This is a genomic window from Sphingomonas sp. 2R-10 (assembly GCF_030062225.1).
Taxonomy (GTDB): domain Bacteria; phylum Pseudomonadota; class Alphaproteobacteria; order Sphingomonadales; family Sphingomonadaceae; genus Sphingomonas.
The window spans coordinates 23376-39903 of the sequence record NZ_JASCXF010000014.1; the positions used below are offsets into that span (position 1 = coordinate 23376).

At 64.3% G+C, this 16528-nt stretch carries 14 protein-coding genes; 4 read left to right on the forward strand and 10 right to left on the reverse strand.

Annotated features, from left to right (window positions below):
* Positions 1-61: 61 nt before the first annotated feature.
* On the forward strand, positions 62-1099 hold the full coding sequence (locus QLH51_RS08135) for a nucleotidyltransferase domain-containing protein (protein ID WP_283514484.1): 1038 nt from the start codon (positions 62-64) through the stop codon (positions 1097-1099).
* An 18-nt stretch (positions 1100-1117) separates the two neighbouring features.
* Here the strand turns inward: QLH51_RS08135 and QLH51_RS08140 are convergent, their stop codons facing one another.
* Both QLH51_RS08140 and QLH51_RS08145 read right to left on the reverse strand, forming a co-directional pair.
* Positions 1118-3595, reverse strand: a complete 2478-nt coding sequence (locus tag QLH51_RS08140; protein ID WP_283514485.1) for a TonB-dependent receptor — start codon at positions 3593-3595, stop codon at positions 1118-1120.
* A 96-nt stretch (positions 3596-3691) separates the two neighbouring features.
* Complete coding sequence (locus tag QLH51_RS08145) at positions 3692-4561, reverse strand: hypothetical protein (RefSeq protein ID WP_283514486.1); 870 nt, start codon at positions 4559-4561, stop codon at positions 3692-3694.
* A gap of 416 nt (positions 4562-4977) precedes the next feature.
* On the opposite strand from QLH51_RS08145, the gene QLH51_RS08150 reads away from it, so the two are divergent.
* Positions 4978-8022 (forward strand): TonB-dependent receptor plug domain-containing protein, encoded by a 3045-nt coding sequence (locus QLH51_RS08150; protein WP_283514487.1) that lies wholly within the window; start codon positions 4978-4980, stop codon positions 8020-8022.
* 70 nt (positions 8023-8092) lie between these two features.
* Here the strand turns inward: QLH51_RS08150 and QLH51_RS08155 are convergent, their stop codons facing one another.
* The 7 genes from QLH51_RS08155 to QLH51_RS08185 all read right to left on the reverse strand — a co-directional run bounded on the left by QLH51_RS08155 (position 8093) and on the right by QLH51_RS08185 (position 13224).
* Positions 8093-8215: a hypothetical protein gene (locus QLH51_RS08155; protein WP_283514488.1), complete on the reverse strand. Its 123-nt coding sequence runs from the start codon at positions 8213-8215 to the stop codon at positions 8093-8095.
* A 211-nt stretch (positions 8216-8426) separates the two neighbouring features.
* Positions 8427-8681 carry a WGR domain-containing protein gene (locus tag QLH51_RS08160; protein ID WP_283514489.1) on the reverse strand — a complete coding sequence of 85 codons (255 nt, stop codon included), beginning with the start codon at positions 8679-8681 and terminating at the stop codon, positions 8427-8429.
* 131 nt (positions 8682-8812) lie between these two features.
* Complete coding sequence (gene rfbA / locus QLH51_RS08165; protein ID WP_283514490.1) at positions 8813-9682, reverse strand: glucose-1-phosphate thymidylyltransferase RfbA; 870 nt, start codon at positions 9680-9682, stop codon at positions 8813-8815.
* On the reverse strand, positions 9679-10566 hold the full coding sequence (rfbD, locus tag QLH51_RS08170) for a dTDP-4-dehydrorhamnose reductase (protein ID WP_283514491.1): 888 nt from the start codon (positions 10564-10566) through the stop codon (positions 9679-9681). Before rfbD ends, rfbA begins: the two co-directional genes overlap by 4 nt.
* 31 nt (positions 10567-10597) lie before the next feature.
* Positions 10598-11647, reverse strand: a complete 1050-nt coding sequence (rfbB, locus tag QLH51_RS08175) for a dTDP-glucose 4,6-dehydratase (RefSeq protein WP_283514492.1) — start codon at positions 11645-11647, stop codon at positions 10598-10600.
* 13 nt (positions 11648-11660) lie between these two features.
* Positions 11661-12227, reverse strand: a complete 567-nt coding sequence (gene rfbC / locus QLH51_RS08180) for a dTDP-4-dehydrorhamnose 3,5-epimerase (RefSeq protein WP_283514493.1) — start codon at positions 12225-12227, stop codon at positions 11661-11663.
* Positions 12228-12276: 49 nt separating this feature from the next.
* Complete coding sequence (locus QLH51_RS08185; protein ID WP_283514494.1) at positions 12277-13224, reverse strand: 2OG-Fe(II) oxygenase; 948 nt, start codon at positions 13222-13224, stop codon at positions 12277-12279.
* 89 nt (positions 13225-13313) lie between these two features.
* Here QLH51_RS08185 and QLH51_RS08190 point away from each other — a divergent pair, with 89 nt between their 5' ends.
* Positions 13314-13952, forward strand: a complete 639-nt coding sequence (locus tag QLH51_RS08190; RefSeq protein WP_283514495.1) for a DapH/DapD/GlmU-related protein — start codon at positions 13314-13316, stop codon at positions 13950-13952.
* 105 nt (positions 13953-14057) lie between these two features.
* Positions 14058-14873 carry a glycosyltransferase gene (locus tag QLH51_RS08195; protein ID WP_283514496.1) on the forward strand — a complete coding sequence of 272 codons (816 nt, stop codon included), beginning with the start codon at positions 14058-14060 and terminating at the stop codon, positions 14871-14873.
* A 3-nt stretch (positions 14874-14876) separates the two neighbouring features.
* Here QLH51_RS08195 and QLH51_RS08200 read toward each other — a convergent pair whose 3' ends face one another.
* Positions 14877-16346: a glycosyl hydrolase family 28-related protein gene (locus QLH51_RS08200; protein ID WP_283514497.1), complete on the reverse strand. Its 1470-nt coding sequence runs from the start codon at positions 16344-16346 to the stop codon at positions 14877-14879.
* Positions 16347-16528 lie beyond the last annotated feature (182 nt).

Below are 16528 nucleotides of genomic sequence, written 5' to 3' on the forward strand. Positions count from 1 at the left end.
ACCGAGAGGGCGTTATCCCTTTTAGGTTGAAAAAATTTCAAAAAGGGATAACCGTTCCATTATGTTGGACTTGAGCGCGCAGCAGACCCGGCAATTGATCGACTGCGAGCAGCTTTATGCCACCTACCGCAACACGACCCGCGAACTGGCGACGCGCTATGCGGGATCGATGACGTGGAAGACGGTCAAGGAACGGGCGTATCTGTACCGCAAGACCGACGGCGTCTGGAAAAGCCTGGGGAGCGAGGACGATCGTACGCGCGAGGCGCATGTTGCCTTTCATGCCGGGCGCGGGGCATTGCGTGAACGACGCGACCGGCTCGACCAGCGGCTGCGCGAGATGGCACCGGTCAACCGGGCGCTGCGCCTTGGCCGGGTGCCGGTCACCTCGGCGCGGATCATTCGCCGGCTCGACCGGGAAGGGATGCTGGGTAAAGGTCTAAAGATCGTCGGCACCCATGCGCTCTACGCCTATGAAATGATGGGCGGCGTGCAGCTGGGCGAGGAAGCGATGACCACGATGGACATCGACATCCTGTATGATGCGCGCCGGTCGCTGAAGATCGTCGGCGATGTGCGGGCGGACGGGTTGGTCGGGCTGTTGCAGGGGCTGGACGGCAGCTTCCAGCCTACCGGGCCGGGCAGTTTCCGAGCGGTCAACGATGTGGGGTACATGGTCGACCTCATCACTCCGGCGACACGCTTTCCTGCCGACGCGCGCCCGCCGGCACGGATCGGCGATCCGGCCGACGATCTGGTGGCGGTGGAGATTGCCGGGCCGGCCTGGCTGGAAAACGTGCCGGTGATCGAGCGGATCGTCATCGACGAACGGGGATTTCCGTTGTGGATGGCGGTGCCCGATCCTCGCGCCTTTCTGTGCCACAAGCTATGGGTCGCCGGTCGCGACGATCGTGACGTGGTGAAGCAGCGCCGCGACCGGCATCAGGCGCACACGCTGGCCGAAATGCTGGCGACGCGGTTGCCGGCAATGCGGATCGACGATCCGGCGCTGGCCGCCGTGCCCAAGGCGTTGCGGGGACCGGGCGGCGCGCTGCTCGCGTCGTTCGCCGGTGGTGACGCGGCGGGGTGGGACGATTGATCCCGCCCCGCCGATTCCTCAGAACGACGCCGACACCGTCACGCCATAGGTGCGCGGATCGCCGGGCTGTCCGACGATCAGGCCGGTATTGCCCGACTGGGTGGCGAGCAGTTCGTAATAGTTCTGGTCGAAGGCGTTGCGCAGCCACAGGAACGCGTTCCACCCGGCGTCGGCGCGGTAGCCGAGGCGGAAGTTCGAGATGCTGTAGCCGTCGATATAGGTATAGGCCGAGGGCGACGGGTTCGACGAGAAGCGCGAACGGTAGCTGCCGTCATAGCCCAGATACGCGTTGCCGTCGGTTTCGCCGATCCGCGCGGGCAGCGCATATTCGGCGCCGTAGCTGAACGCCCATTTCGAGATGCCGGGCAGCCGCTGTCCCGACACGTCGCATGCGCTCGGGCTGATACCGCCGGGGGTGCCGGGCGCGCTGGGGCTCTGGCCCGCCGCCGGTGCGCTGCCGCCCGACAGTTCGGGCGGGCAGGGGGCGTCGACGAAGCGGACGTATTTCGCGTCGGTATAGGCGGCGTTGGCATAGACGTTCAGCCGCTCGGTCGGGCGGAAGGCGGTGTCGAGCTCGATCCCGCGGGTGCGGACCGCCTCGGCATTGGCCAGATAGCCGCGCAGCACGCCCAGCTGGCCGTTGGTCACCGTCGCCTGATAGTCGCTGATGTCGGTCCAGAAGGCGGCGAGGTTGGCGGTCAGGCGCCGGTCGAGCCACTGGGTCTTCAGGCCCAGTTCGTAATGGTTGACCCGTTCGGGCTTCACCTGCGCGGCGGCGAGGATCGGGTTGTTGCTGCCGTCCAGCGGCAGGCCCGACAGGTTGATGCCGCCCGATTTGTAGCTGCGCGCATAGGTCGCATAGCCATGCACGTCGCGCGCGAAGTCATAGGCGATGGTCACGTCGCCCGACACGTTCCAGTCGTCGAAATCGGGGCGGTAGCTCTGCGGGGCCAGCACGCCGCGCTGGTCGGCGCTGAGCGTGGTCGATCCGGTGCCGGTGGTCACCACCGACACGTAATCGCCGGTCTTCCTGTCGTAATTTACGCGCGCGCCCGGCGCGATCGAGAGCGCGTCGGTGATATGCCATGTCGCCTTGCCGAACACCGCGGCGCTGGTGTTCGAGAAACCGATGGTGTTGCGCGCGGTCAGGCCGTTCAGCGCCGCCGGGTTGCACGCCGCGGTGGTCGCGGTCGCGCAACCGCTGCTGCCGACGGGAATGTTGCCGGGGTTGAGCAGGAAGCGCGACGCCGCCGGGCCCTGTACCTGCAACCCCTGCGTATCGATGGTCTGGTGGAAATAGAACAGCCCGGCGACGTAATCGACCGCCCGCTTGCCGTTCGACGCGATGCGCAGTTCCTGGCTCCACTGGCGCTGCTGCGACGGATTGGCCGATACGGTGGTGATCGGTAACCCGGTGAAATCGCGGTCGTTCGACGGGTCCCAGTCCCAGAAGCGCCACGCGCTGACCGAGGTCAGCGTCGCCCCGCCCAGATTGAGGTTCCCGACCAGCGAGACGCCGCCCAGCTCCTGTTTCGCGCGCAACGGGGTGTCGAGGTCGGTCAGCCGGTCGAACGCGTTGGTCGAGGGCGGGGCATAGCCGAAGGCGGCGGCCAGCGCAGCATATTGCCGGGTCAGCGGCCGCTGCGTCGCGCCGGTGCGGACATAGATCTGCGCGCAGCAATTCGGGTCCTGATGATTATAGTCGCCGTACAGCGTCAGGTCGAGATTGTCGGTCGGCGTCCACAGCAGCTGGCCGCGCACGCTCTGATTGTCCTGCGCATTGGCATAGCCGCCGAGCACGGTGTTGCGGATCGTCCCCCGGCGCGAGGTGACCGAGGCCGAAATGCGCGCCGCCAGCTTGCCGTCGACGATCGGGCCGGAGGCGGATGCCTTGGCCTGGATGAAGTCGAGATTGCCGGTGGTCAGTTCGACGCGCGCTTCGGGGGTGAAGCTGGGCTTGCGCGTGGCGATGTTGATCGCGCCCGCCGTGGTGTTTTTGCCGTAGAGCGTGCCCTGCGGCCCGCGCAGGATTTCGATGCGTTCGGTATCGGTGAAGTCGAACGTCGCCGACGCGATGCGGCTGTAATAGACGCCGTCGACATAGATGCCGACGCCCTGTTCGATGCCGTCGTTGGTCAGCCCGAACGGCGCGCCGAGGCCACGGATGTTGGCGGCGGAGTTGCGCGGGTTGGTCGAATAGAATTGCAGCGTCGGTTGCAGCTGGGTCAGGCGGCTGACGTTGTACGCGCCGGTATCGGCCAGCGTCGTGCCGCCGATCACCGAGATCGCGATCGGCACCTGCTGCACCGTTTCGGCGCGGCGGCGCGCGGTGACGACGATCTCGCCGCCCGACTGTGCGGGGGCGAGGCGGCCGGTGTCGGGGCGCGGCACTTGTGCCTCGACCGGCGTTTCCGACGCCGCCTGCACCGGCGCGACCGGTTCGGGCGCGGTCGGAACGGCGACCTGCGCCAGAATCAGCGCCAACGACAATGCCATGCGTATCTCCCTGTATTTTGCTGGGAGAATGACGCGGTGCAGTATGTCTATCAATAGCGTAGGGATTTAGGCTGCGGGTAGTTTTGCTTGGGGGGTTCAGCCTTCGGGCGGCGCGGCGACGATCTCGCGGACCATCATCGCGCGCTTCATGCCCGCGGTGACGTTGCCCTGCCCCTTGTAGAGGCCGCGCAGCAGGCCGAGGTCGAACGGGGTCAGGGTGGCGGGTGCAGCGGCGGCGGGGGTGAAGGCGGTGAGGATCGACGCGGTATCGCCGATCCGGGCGGGGCGGGCATCGGCCAGCGCGCGCATCGCGGCATAATCGGCGATCTGGACCGGATCGTGTCCGGCCAGTGCGGCGGTGTCGATCACCACGATCGCGCTGACGATGTCGCGGCGGATCGCACTGACGATCCGACTGGAACCCTGTACGGCCAGCGTCGGCGGCCCGTCGTTCTGTGGCATGGCGCGCTGGCCGTCGCGGTTGCGTACTTCCCATTCGACCCAAGCCCGCGCGCCGCCCGGCTCGGCAAGTATCCGGCGCAGGTCGGCCAGCGTCTGCGCCTGGATATTGGCGGGGCGTCGCGCCATCATCCGCCGCACCAGCGCCCGGCCGTCGGCGGTCGCGATCACCAGCAGATTGGGGTCGCATCCCGGCGCCCCCACCTTCAGGCCCAGCATGTCGGCGACGATACCGATGCGGTCGACCACCGCCTGCCCCGATGCGCGCGCCATGCCGACGACGCCCGGACAGATCGGATCGGTGAAGCGCGCCAGCGGCTGTTCGATCGTCGTCGGCGGCAGTGCGGCTTCGACCCGCCGCGCCGTGTCGCGCGCCCGATCGCGCATCCGCGCCGTCACGACGATGTCGTCGGTATCCTGCGTCGCAGCGGCGGTGTCGGCCGGCGGGGGCGGCGTCTGCGCCGCCTGCGCGGTGATCGCGGCGACCAGCGCCAGCAGCATCGTCATGTCAGTCTCTCCATCGGCGCGTGCCGGGGCGGACGGACGTCCCGGTGTACGATATGTGACATTTCCGCATCATTCCGCATGAAGATATCTTTTCTCATGTAGTCCGCCATTTTGTACTTGAATATATTGAATACCGAAGCAGTATCACAAGCATTGGTCGGGCTCCGGGGGGATGGCTACAATGAAGCTGGTCGTATTTATAAATGGTACCAGTTGCCGGACGGATGATATCGATTCCGTTTGCTGGTTATAGCCGCATTTTGTCGCGTGTGACCGTGCGGATGACTGCACGTTAACGCTACTAGATATTTTCGGTCGGTCGAATGATCGATCCATGCGGCGTAGGGGCGCGCCGATATTCTCCGGATATACCAATTTTTAGAAAACAAAATTACAAACTACAGGGGGTTTTCGTAATGAAACGTGCAAGGATTGCGGCATTGCTATCGACGGCGCTGGTAACGGCCATCGCCAGCCCGGCGATGGCGCAGGTTGCGCCCGCAGAGGAGCAGACGACCACCGGCGACCCCGTCGCCGATGCGAAGCTGGCTGCCGTGCCCGTTACCGAACGGAGACCCGACGACGAAGCGGTGGTCGTCACCGGCACGCGCATCGTGCGCCCCAACAACAAGTCCGCAGCCCCCGTCGTTACGACGACCTCCGCCGAGATCGCAGCGCAGGGTGCCGCCACGATCGAGGAAGTGCTCAATCGCCTGCCGCAGGTGCAGGTGAATCAGGAGCAGAATTTCAGCGACTCCGAGGGACGTCAGCGGATCAAGCTGCGCAGCCTGGGCTATGAGCGTACGCTGATGCTGATCGACGGGCTGCGCTTCGGCCTGCCCAACACCATCGACGTTGGAATCGTGCCCACGATGCTGACCGAGCGCGTTGACGTGCTGTCGGGCGGCGCATCGTCGGTCTATGGATCGGACGCCGTGTCGGGCGTCGTCAATTTCATCCTGAAGAAAAACTTCGAGGGCGTCCGGTTTGACGCCAATTACAGCTTCTTCAACCACCACAATCGTGACGGCGTCGTCAGCGATACGGCGCGCCGGGCCGGATTCAGTTTCAAGAACGGGTGGACCAACGACGGTGCGCGCTTCAACGCCAGCTTCGCCGCGGGCGTGAACCTGTTCGACAACCGGGTGAACATCACCACCTATCTGAACTATGCCCAGTCGGAAGTGCTGCCATTCGCGAACCGGTCGCATTCGGCATGCGAACTGACCAAGTCGGGCCGCAACGCGACGCCGAGCTGCCTGCGCGCGTCGTTCACCGCACCGGGAACGATCATTCCGCAATCGGGTCCGCGCGCCGGACAGGTGCTGGTCAACGACCCGACCGGATCACGCACGTTCATCCCGATCAATTCGGCGCCGGGCACTTCGGCGAACCCCTATGACGATTTCGCCTATCAGCGCGCGTTCGAACGGTGGAACACCGGCGGTTTCCTGACCGCGGAAATCACCGATGAGATCGAGTTCTACGCCACCGGGATCGCGTATCGCGACGTGTCGAACAACCCGTCACTGAACCGCACCTTCAACTTCAGCGCCTACGGCGAAGGGCCGTACCGTGTGAATTGCGACAACCCGTTCCTGTCGACGTCGCAGGCACGCGACCTGTGCGGTGCATCGGCGGGCGTGGCCGGCGCATTCGCGCCGATCGACCTGCGTTACCGCTTTGACGGGTTGCCGCCGACCGAAACCCGTTTCGTCAACCAGAGCTATCGCCTGACCAGCGGGTTCCGCGGCCGTACCGCAGATGGCACCTGGTCCTATGATCTGGCGGGAATGATCTCCCGCTCGCAGATCGAGAATTACGGTACGCCGTTCATCGCCTATGAACGGCTCGTCGAAACGCTCGACGTGGTGAACGTCAATGGTCGACCCACCTGTCGCGTCGGCGGCAGTTGCGTACCGTTCAATGCCTTTATTCCGTACAACAGCGATCCGGTGCTCGCCCAGTATCTGTTCAATGCGAACAATCAGGTGGCGACCATCCGCACCCCGCGTCTGATGCAGTTCCTGGGCACGGTCAGTGGCGATCTCGGCAAATACGGCATCACGTCGCCGCTGGCCGAACAGGGGGTCGCGATTGCGCTGGGTGTCGAATATCGTGATGAACTGGACCGTAGCACCGCTAATGCCGCGTTCCGCGAACAGAATGGTGGTGACGACACCCGCTTCACGCAGAACATCCTCGAATCCAACATCGAGGTGCAGGCCCCGCTGGTCGAGAACCAGTCGTGGACCGACCTGCTGCAGCTCAACGGTGGCTATCGCGTCTCGAAGTACAACCGCCTTCAAGGCCGTTTCGATACGTGGAAGGTCGAGGGGCTGTGGGCACCGGTCGCCGACGTCACCTTCCGCGGATCGTACAACAAGTCGCAGCGGGCGCCGGATGCACGGACAGTAACGGACGCGCAGGACGTCTTCACCGAACTGGGCTTCTATGCCGATCCTTGCGCACCACGCCAGAACCCGAGCAATCCCAATGCGCCGCGCCTGGCACCCAGCGCGACGCTGGCCCAGTGCCGCAGCACGGGATTGCCCGACAATCTGTACGGCAGCGCGACGCTGATCTGTCCGGACGATCGCTGCACCGTCCGCCAGAACGGCTATGCCTTGACGCCGGAAACCGCCTTCACCCTGACCTATGGCGTGGTGCTGCGCCCGCGGTTCCTGCCCGGCCTGACCGTGTCGATCGATCGCTGGCAGATCGATGTCCAGGACGAGCTCGCCTTCGTGCAGCCGCAGGATTATCTCAACGAATGCCTGACCACCGGCCTCGACTATTTCTGTCAGGGCGTGGTGCGCAATCCCGGGACGTTCACCCTATCCAGCGCGCCGGGTCGCAACGTCACCACCGGTTACGTCGTGCGTGGCGTCCGCAACGCATATGAATCGAAGTCGCACGGCGTCGATTTCCAAGGTCAGTACGATTTGGGCCTCGGTGGTTTCGGCCGGCTCAACCTGAACTTCAACGGCACGTTGATGACGAAGGTAGGCAGCCAGGCGACGCCCACCGCCACCGCCCGCAACTGCGTCGGCTATTTCGGCTATGGCTGCGGCGAGAGCATGCCGAAATGGGCGCATCAGTTCCGCACGACTTGGTCGTCGTCGGATGATGTCGCCAGCATCTCGCTGAACTGGCGCCATCGCGGTGCGATGCCGCTCGCCACGTTCGCCCCGGCCAGCACCGGCATCCCGCCCCAGTCGGACGATACCAAGTGGACCGACTATCCCGGTATCGATGCGTTCAACTGGTTCGACCTGTCGCTGTCGTTCAATGTCGCCAAGCGGATGACTTTCCGCCTGACCGCGAACAACCTGTTCGACACCGACCCGCCGCTGGTGCCCAACAGCCGCGAGCGTATCGGCCTGCTGCGGACCAACTCGATCATGGGCTACGACCTGCTGGGTCGCCAGATCGTGGCGGGGGTCTCGCTGCGACTGTGATCGACACCGCCTGACGGTCACCGGAACGGCCCGCCGCATATCCCTGCGGCGGGCCGTTTCGCGTCGTGCCTCAATCGTCCTTCACGAACACCCGGTCGCCGAGGAACAGCATGTCGTCGTCGAAGCGTGCCGGCGTCCCCTGCGATCCGAAGGCGAAGAATTCGCGGACCGGGCGGCCGTCGGGGCCGGTCATGGTGATGGTGTAGCGCGCGATGCGGTACCGGCCGCCGCCGCCGCCTCGCCACAGGCGGGGAGGAGGAGCGCGCCGGGCAGCAGCGCCATCGCCAGATACCGGTTCGCCGCGCGCATTCCTGCCTCCGTGTCGTGGTGTGGCTACGCTCGGATGGTGGCGCGGCGCAGGCAAGCGTGCGGGACGAAGCGTGGCGGCCGGTGGGCGAATTGCACTAGCGATAGGCCACGGCGATCCGCCGCACCGCCCCCGCTCGGCGACGCAGGAGCGCGCGGACATAGGCATGCGCGGCGGCCTCGTCGGCAAAGGCGCGCACCAGCCTCTGCCCGCTGCTGCCGATCCGGCCCCATTGCGTTTCGATCAGCAGCGTCCCGAACAGGTCCCGCATCGCCGCCACCCGCCAGCGGCGATGGATGCGCCGCGCGGGATTGCGGGCGACGAGCTCGATCGGGGTGAAGGGCAGGTCCATGGCGGCGATGCTACATCCGTGGGCGCGCGAAGGCTCACGGATAGTCTGACTCGATCGGCGAGGTTTGAGTGGGCGGGTGAATCAGTGGACACCCCGATGATGGCCTCCCGGTGGCCAATGCGAGGGAAGCCCTACCGCCCCGCCACCGCATTCAGGATCGCCCGCCCATAGGCCGTCTTCTTGAACCGTTCGCCGGCCTCGCGCGCCTGATCGACCGAGATGAACCCCATCTCGAACGCGATTTCTTCGAGGCAGGCGACCTGCACGCCCTGACGATGCTGGAGCGTGCGGACGAACTCGCCGGCTTCCAGCAGGCTGTCATGGGTGCCGGTGTCGAGCCAGGCATAGCCGCGGCCCATCTGTTCGACGTACAGGTCGCCCGCCTCCATGTAGAGCCGGTTGAGATCGGTGATCTCCAGTTCGCCGCGCGGGGAGGGTTTCAGGTTGCGGGCGTATTCCACGACGCGGTTGTCGTAGAAATACAGGCCGGTCACCGCATGGTTCGACTTCGGAGCGGCCGGCTTTTCCTCGAGGCTGATCGCGCGACCGCCTTTGCCGAATTCGACCACGCCGTAGCGTTCGGGGTCCTCGACACGGTAGCTGAACACGGTGGCCCCGGTCGGCCGCGCGACGGCGCTGGCGAGCAGGTCGGTCAGGTGCGCGCCGAAGAAGATGTTGTCGCCCAGCACCAGCGCGACGTTATCGTCGCCGATGAAGTCCGCACCGATGGTGAAGGCCTGCGCGAGGCCATCGGGGCTCGGCTGTTCGGCATAGGCCATGGTCAGGCCGAACGCCGATCCGTCACCGAACAGGCGGCGGTAATTGTCGATGAATTCGGGGCTTGAGATGATGAGGATGTCGCGAATCCCCGCGAGCATCAGGACGCTCAGCGGGTAATAGATCATCGGCTTGTCATAGACGGGCAGCAGCTGCTTGTTCACCGCCAGCGTCGCCGGGTGAAGCCGCGTGCCCGAGCCGCCGGCGAGGATGATGCCCTTCATGCTTTGTGTCCGATCAGTTCGTCGAGAATGTCGCTGAGCGCCGCCTGCCACGGACGTGGGGCGATGCCGTAGGCGGCGTGGATGGCGGTGTGGCTGAGCAGCGAGTTCGACGGCCGCCTGGCCGGCGTCGGATAGTCGCTGCTGGGGATCGGCGCGACCTCGGCGGTCGCACCGCCGCGCGCGCGCGACTGGGCGAAGATCTCGCGCGCGAAGCCGGCCCAGCTGACCGCGCCGGCGTTGCTGAAATGGAAGGTGCCGGTGGGGGCATCGGCATCGTCGGCGAGCCGGACGGCGATCGCCAGCAGCGCCTGCGCCAGGTCGGCGGCGGCGGTCGGGCTGCCGATCTGGTCGTCGACCACCGACAGCTGGTCGCGGGTCGCGCCGACGCGCAGCATCGTCTTCACGAAGTTGTTGCCGTGCGCCGACACGACCCATGCGGTGCGCACAATCGCATGGCGCACGCCCGCGGTCCGCACCGCCAGTTCACCGCCGAGCTTCGACGCGCCATAGACGCCGAGCGGCGCGACCGGATCGGTCACCTCCCATGCGCCGTCCTTGTCGCCGGCAAAGACATAATCGGTCGACACCTGCACCAGCGGGATGTTCGCCATGGCGCACGCCTGCGCGAAGGCGGCCGGTGCCAGCGCGTTGACCTGCCATGCCGCGACGACGTCGCTCTCGGCCTTGTCGACCGCGGTATAGGCCGCGCCGTTGATGACCGCCGCCCAGTCGCGCGCGGCGACCAGCGCGGCGATCGCCGCCGGATCGGTCAGGTCGAGCGCCGCACGGTCGAGCGCCACCACCTTGTACCCGGCAGGGCAGGGAATGCGCACCAGTTCATGCCCCAGCTGGCCATTCGCGCCGGTAACGAGGATCGGCTTCACAGGCCACCCGACATGTCGACAGGTCGACGCATCACGCGACGCCGCGCCGCTGCGCCGCCTTCGCGGCGACCAGCGGGCGCCACCAGGCTTCGTTGGCCAGATACCATTCCACCGTCTTGCGGATGCCGGTCTCGAACGTTTCGGCCGGATGCCAGCCCAGTTCGTCGCCGATGCGCGAGGCGTCGATCGCATAGCGTTTGTCATGGCCCGGGCGGTCGGCGACCTCGGCCATCTGCCCGGCGTACGGCTTGCCATCGGCACGCGGGCGCAGTTCGTCGAGGATCGCGCACAGCGTCTGTACGACCTCGATATTCTGCCGCTCGTTATGGCCGCCGACATTGTAGGTGCGGCCGACCTGGCCGCGTTCGAACACCGCCTGCAGCGCGCGGACGTGATCCTCGACATACAGCCAGTCGCGGACCTGGTCGCCCTTGCCGTAAATGGGGAGCGGTTCGCCATCCAGCGCCTTGGCGATCATCAGCGGAATCAGCTTTTCGGGGAAGTGATACGGCCCGTAATTGTTCGAACAGTTGGTGATGAGCACCGGCAGGCCGAAGGTGTGGCCCCATGCGCTGACCAGATGGTCGCTGCCCGCCTTCGACGCCGAATAGGGCGAGCGCGGGTCGTAGGGCGTATCCTCGGTGAACAGCCCGGCATCGCCCAGCGTCCCGTACACCTCGTCGGTCGAGATATGGTGGAAACGGAAGGCAGCCTTCGCTTCGGGCTCAAGGCTCAGCCAGTAAGCGCGGGCCTCGGCCAGCATCGTGTAGGTGCCGACGACATTGGTCTGCACGAACGCGCCGGGACCGTCGATCGAGCGGTCGACATGGCTCTCGGCCGCCAGATGGGTGATGACGTCGGGCCTGAAGCCGGCGATCGCTTCGCGAACGGCATCGGCGTCGCAGATGTCGCCCTGCACGAACTGGTAGCGATCGCTGTCGGCGACCCGCTCGACCGTGGTCAGCGTGCCGGCATAGGTCAGCTTGTCGAAGTTGAGCACTTTGTGGGTCGTGTTCTCGATCAGGTGGCGCACCAGCGCCGACCCGATGAAGCCGGCCCCGCCGGTGACGAAGATGCGCATGTATCGGTCCTTATCAGGAAAGCGGGGTCAGCAGGCGGCCGTCATAGGGAAACGGGCTGTCGAAGTCGGCCAGCGTGGATTGGCGGGTATCCTTGGGGGACAGTCCGGGAATGGTCCCGGCGGGCATCGGCCAGTCGATGCCGACACTGTCCCACGCGATGCCGCCGTCCTGCTCGGGCGCATAGGTGTCCGAGCATTTGTAGGTGACTTCGCAATCGGGCTCGAGCGTCACGAAGCCGTGCGCGAACCCGATCGGGATGAACAGCTGGTGACCGTTTTCGGCGCTGAGTTCCGCGCCGACCCACTGGCCATAGGTGGGCGAGTCCTTGCGCACGTCGACCGCGACGTCATAGATCCGCCCGCGGATGCAGCGCACCAGCTTGTCCTGCCCGCGCGGCGGCGTCTGGAAATGGAGGCCGCGAAGCGTGAAGGCGGGGGCGGAATAGGAGTGGTTGTCCTGCACGAAGGTGCAGGTGATACCGAGCGCGGCGAAGGTCGGTTCCGAATAATATTCAGTGAACCAGCCACGGTCGTCGCCATGGCGCCTGGGGCGGATCAATTTAACGGGCGACGTCATCATCAAGGGCAGAGGTTGGTGCTGGCTTGAAGGCAGCATTCATCCAGCCTTCTCATTTGTCCTGATCTCGCTTGTACAGATGCTCGTTTTCGACCACGCCCTTGCTAAATACCTTACGCAACGCCATGCGCGCCGATGCATCCGCACGCAGCAACACATCGCGGACCTTTTGCTCGGGTCGACCACGGAAGGTGGTGACATGGAACTGATCGTCTGGCCGCAATGGCTCGTCTGCGAAATAATAGTTCGATACGCAGCAGCGGAAGCCGTCCGCCGTGATCGGGCTGACCGAATGCCACGAACGATGATGGGTCGCCATCACCGCTAGGCGATTGAAGCGGCTGTGGATCGTCGTCTGGCCTCCTTCTACGCCTTCAGGCCACAATTCGAGGTTGCCGCCGCTACCCTCCTCCCAATCCGGGGTGACGTAGTACAGGAGGTTCAGGACCCGCCAGCGATCTCTGTCCTTGTCGTGCGAATTGTCGAGGTGGGGGTTAAGGTACTGTCCCTTCCCCATCATCGAAATACCACCGGCATAAAGATTGACATCGGGATATGCCGACGGCATCTGACAAATTTCTTTGACTATCGAAACCACTCTCTCGTCTTGAAACGCATAGACTATTTCTTCAAGAAGAGGATCATACTGATCCATCTGAGCGGCAATATATTTATATTCTCTAATGGTTTTCTTGAGTTTCATCGTTTCTGGGGTAGGGAATTTTGATCTTACGTTGAGTGCAATATGGTCAGGAAGTAAGTCGTCGATATAAAAATATCCAACATCTTCTTTGGATGCGGAGTATTGTTCCATCATGCGGGGCTTTTCCGCATTCATCCGGTCCACAATCAGGTCCGCAATACTCTTTCGATCAACCATTTCATCCACCGTACAAGCCGCTATATCGCGCTTTATAGAAACACCTGCCGTAGAATAAAATAGAAAAGCTGCTTGCGGTGCGCTTGCCCGGATACCTTCGGTGGTTTTGCAGCCAACCATAATTCCCTAAGGGAGGCAGCACGGGGCAGGCAGGCATTCCATGCCGCATTGCCAGGAGGAGAAAGTTTCTAGTGGCAGGGTCATATACGTTGTTCGGTTGGCTGCGGATGGCTTGGGAGGTTGCGTTGACCCGAGGGCTGTATCCCGATGCCCGCCTGATCCGCCGGCCCTTTTACGTGCGGGGTGTGCGGCATATCGACTTAGGGCGCCGGATCACCATTGGTCGCGGCATGCGGTTGGAAGCATTCGGTAGCGGTCGGGAAACCAACATCGTCTTTGGCGACGATGTTCAGATCAACGACCATGTGCATATTGGCAGCGAAGGCCGGATCACGATCGGCGATCGCGTTCTGATCGCCAGTCGGGTCTTCATCACGGACCATAACCATGGCCATTACGGCGAGGGTCTTGCCACGATGCGCCCGACCCGGCGCGGTCCGGAAGGAGCGGGGCTCGACGGGAGCAGGCCCGAGCATTCCGCACCCTCGGTTCCGCCGGCCGATCGCCCGCTGTCGATCGCGCCCGTCGTAATCGGCGACGACGTATGGCTGGGCGAGGGAGTTTGCGTTCTGCCCGGCGTCACGATCGGTGCCGGCAGCATCGTCGGCGCGAACGCGGTCGTCACGCGGGATATTCCCCCGGCATCGATCGCCGTCGGCATTCCGGCACGGGTCGTGCGCCGCTACGAACCCGGCCGTGGCTGGGTCGCCGTTTCCCGGACGGCATGATCGTCCCGATGTCCGCCCCCATTCGCCGCGGCGATCCGCCGCGCATAGAAAGATAGCGTTATGTCCTCGAAATACGCCGGTATCATTCCTTCTATCCCGCAGGAGGTGGATGTCTGCGTCTCGTTCGTGCTGTTCGGCACGTCGCGCGATGAAATCGAGCGGGCGATCGCGCAGGCGCGCAGCGATATGGTCAACGTGCATGTCGTGCTGGTCGACAACAGCCAGCCTCCCCTTGACTTGGCATTCGCGCAGGCTCCCGACGTCACCATCGTCACGACCAACGCCAATCTGGGCTATGGACGGGGACACAATATCGCACTGGCGGCAAGCAGGGGGCGGTGTCGCTACAACCTGGTGATGAACACTGATCTGCAAATGGGACCGGAGGTCGTCCCCGGCATGGTCGCGTTCATGGATGCCCATGGCGATGTTGGCTTGACCATGCCTAAGGTCCGGTACCCCGACGGATCGTTGCAGCGGCTGTGCCGATTGCTGCCCGACCCCGCCGATCTGCTGGGCCGTCGTTTCTTCAGCAGGACGCAATGGGCCAAAGAGCGCAACAGGCGCTATGAATTCCACAACTGGAATTACGACACCGTGGCCGAATTCCCGTTCCTGTCGGGCTGCTTCATGTTGATCCGGCGGTCGGTGCTGGATGCTGTCGGCTATTTCGACGAACGCTATTTCCTTTATGCCGAGGATCTCGACCTGTCGCGCAGACTGCATGCGGCGGCGCGGACGCTCTATGTCCCCGATTACGGCGTGGTGCACGAATATCGCAGCCAGACGCGGCCGTCGTTCCGCCGGCTGCGCTATGCGATGGTGAGCCTTGCCCAATATTTCACCAAATGGGGATGGGTGCGCGACGCCGAGCGCGACCGGATCAACCGCAAGACGTGCGAACAGTTCGAAGCAGGTTGATCCTCAGGTGCAGATCTGGAGCGACCCGGTAATGGACGCTCCCCCCGACCGGTTGTCGATATCCCCCACGCGCAGCCGGACCCGACCCTGATATTGTTCCAGTAGAATTCGCTTGTTGCTGCGGTCCTGCCGGACCAGTTGGTCGCCATAGATGTCGCCGAACAGTTTGTGCGCGCCGCCATTGTCTACCAGCGTGAAAACGAAGGTCGCGCGGAGCGAATTGGGACGCCAGGTTATGCCGCTGTCCACGGTAGCAACGGCGGCGGTACCGGTCGCCATGGTTATACGCGAGCGGTCGATGGTCCCGGGAAAGGGATCGCCGACATCGCCTTCGCGCGCCAGGGGGATCGGTGCGCCATAGTGAAGCCGCGAACGGGAGCGCACGTCGGATAGCGACCGGCCGGTGAACGCCGTATCGCGCGCGACTTGGATGCTGGGGCCGATTGTCCAGTGCGCGGGAGCCTCTGTCGGGGCGTCGTTGGCGAAGGGAATTTCGTAGCGAATGAAATTGCGCGGACAGGATAGCAGCATCCGACCGCGATAGGTCCGGTTGCCATGGGCGATGCCGATGTTGGCGAGATAGTTGCTGCTGTCGAAGCTTCCGAACAGGGTGGCGGGTGATTGCGGGCCGCCATCATCAAGGATGGTATCGGCATAGTTGACATAGTTGCCACGGAACGACACCGAACAGACGTCCGCTGCCCTGAAGTCGAACACGGTTCCGGGAATGGCTTCCCAATAGCCCGCATCGATCGAGATTCCGAGGCAGTCGCCGCGAAAGGTGACTGCACTCCCGCCGCCGCCTTCGCACGAACAACCGATAAGGCTGACCGACGTCGTGCCGCCCTCGAACAGGAAGCCGCTTTCCATCGTAGCGCTGACCCGCAGCAGCGAGATCAGGTTGTTGTTGCCGGTAAACGCGAAGGCGGCCTTCGTCCGGTCGCTGGGGCCTCGCGCGGAACAGTTGGTCAGCGACATGTAGAAGCATTGGAAGAAAACGCCGAACTGTAGCGCCTCGAACGTGGCGACGTCGGTGATCGAACAACTGACGTTGAAGTTTTGGAAGTCGAACGCGATCGCGCAGCGCCTGATGGTGCCGTTGCGGACCGAGGAATACAGGACCGCCCCGTCATGATCCGATGCGCGGTGGTTGCGAACCAGGGTATCGCCGCGCACCATGGCGGTTGCGAACATCACCCCCTCGTTGAAGCTGCGTCCGACAAGCGTCTGGCCGTTCAGATTGATCGCGACATTGGACGGAAGGAGGATCGGTCCGACGACATGATAGGGCGACGGCGAACTGCCGAAGATGACCTCGCCGCCGCCGGCACGGTGGACCTCGAGGATCGCGGCGTTGATGGCCGCGGTGTCGTCCGTCCGCCCGTCGCCCAACGCACCCTTGTCATTGACCGAATAGATGTCGAGTGCTTTCGCCTGGAGCGTCCGTGCCCGGCCACCGGGGCGAGCAACCATTGCGCCGGGGGCGGTGCCAGTAGGCACTGGGTCGCGCTGTCCCGCTACTGCCAAGGGTACCAGCGGTATTGCTCCCCCCATCGAAAGCATCAGTGCGTCGCGGCGTGACAGCCGCGTAGCCGCATCGCTACCCGGCTTCGTGCGACGTAGGGATGCGAACAACCGGCGGACAATCGACACGT

Bases quoted from the DNA above. Each gene is read 5' to 3' on its own strand.
- QLH51_RS08200 (WP_283514497.1), bottom strand. From the start codon at position 16,346: ATGGTTGCTCGCCCCGGTGGCCGGGCACGGACGCTCCAGGCGAAAGCA.
- rfbC (WP_283514493.1), bottom strand. From the start codon at position 12,227: ATGATGACGTCGCCCGTTAAATTGATCCGCCCCAGGCGCCATGGCGAC.
- QLH51_RS08155 (WP_283514488.1), bottom strand. From the start codon at position 8,215: ATGACCGGCCCCGACGGCCGCCCGGTCCGCGAATTCTTCGCCTTCGGA.
- QLH51_RS08140 (WP_283514485.1), bottom strand. From the start codon at position 3,595: ATGGCATTGTCGTTGGCGCTGATTCTGGCGCAGGTCGCCGTTCCGACC.
- QLH51_RS08185 (WP_283514494.1), bottom strand. From the start codon at position 13,224: ATGGTTGGCTGCAAAACCACCGAAGGTATCCGGGCAAGCGCACCGCAA.
- QLH51_RS08145 (WP_283514486.1), bottom strand. From the start codon at position 4,561: ATGACGATGCTGCTGGCGCTGGTCGCCGCGATCACCGCGCAGGCGGCG.
- rfbB (WP_283514492.1), bottom strand. From the start codon at position 11,647: ATGCGCATCTTCGTCACCGGCGGGGCCGGCTTCATCGGGTCGGCGCTG.
- QLH51_RS08150 (WP_283514487.1), top strand. From the start codon at position 4,978: ATGAAACGTGCAAGGATTGCGGCATTGCTATCGACGGCGCTGGTAACG.
- QLH51_RS08135 (WP_283514484.1), top strand. From the start codon at position 62: ATGTTGGACTTGAGCGCGCAGCAGACCCGGCAATTGATCGACTGCGAG.
- QLH51_RS08160 (WP_283514489.1), bottom strand. From the start codon at position 8,681: ATGGACCTGCCCTTCACCCCGATCGAGCTCGTCGCCCGCAATCCCGCG.
- rfbA (WP_283514490.1), bottom strand. From the start codon at position 9,682: ATGAAGGGCATCATCCTCGCCGGCGGCTCGGGCACGCGGCTTCACCCG.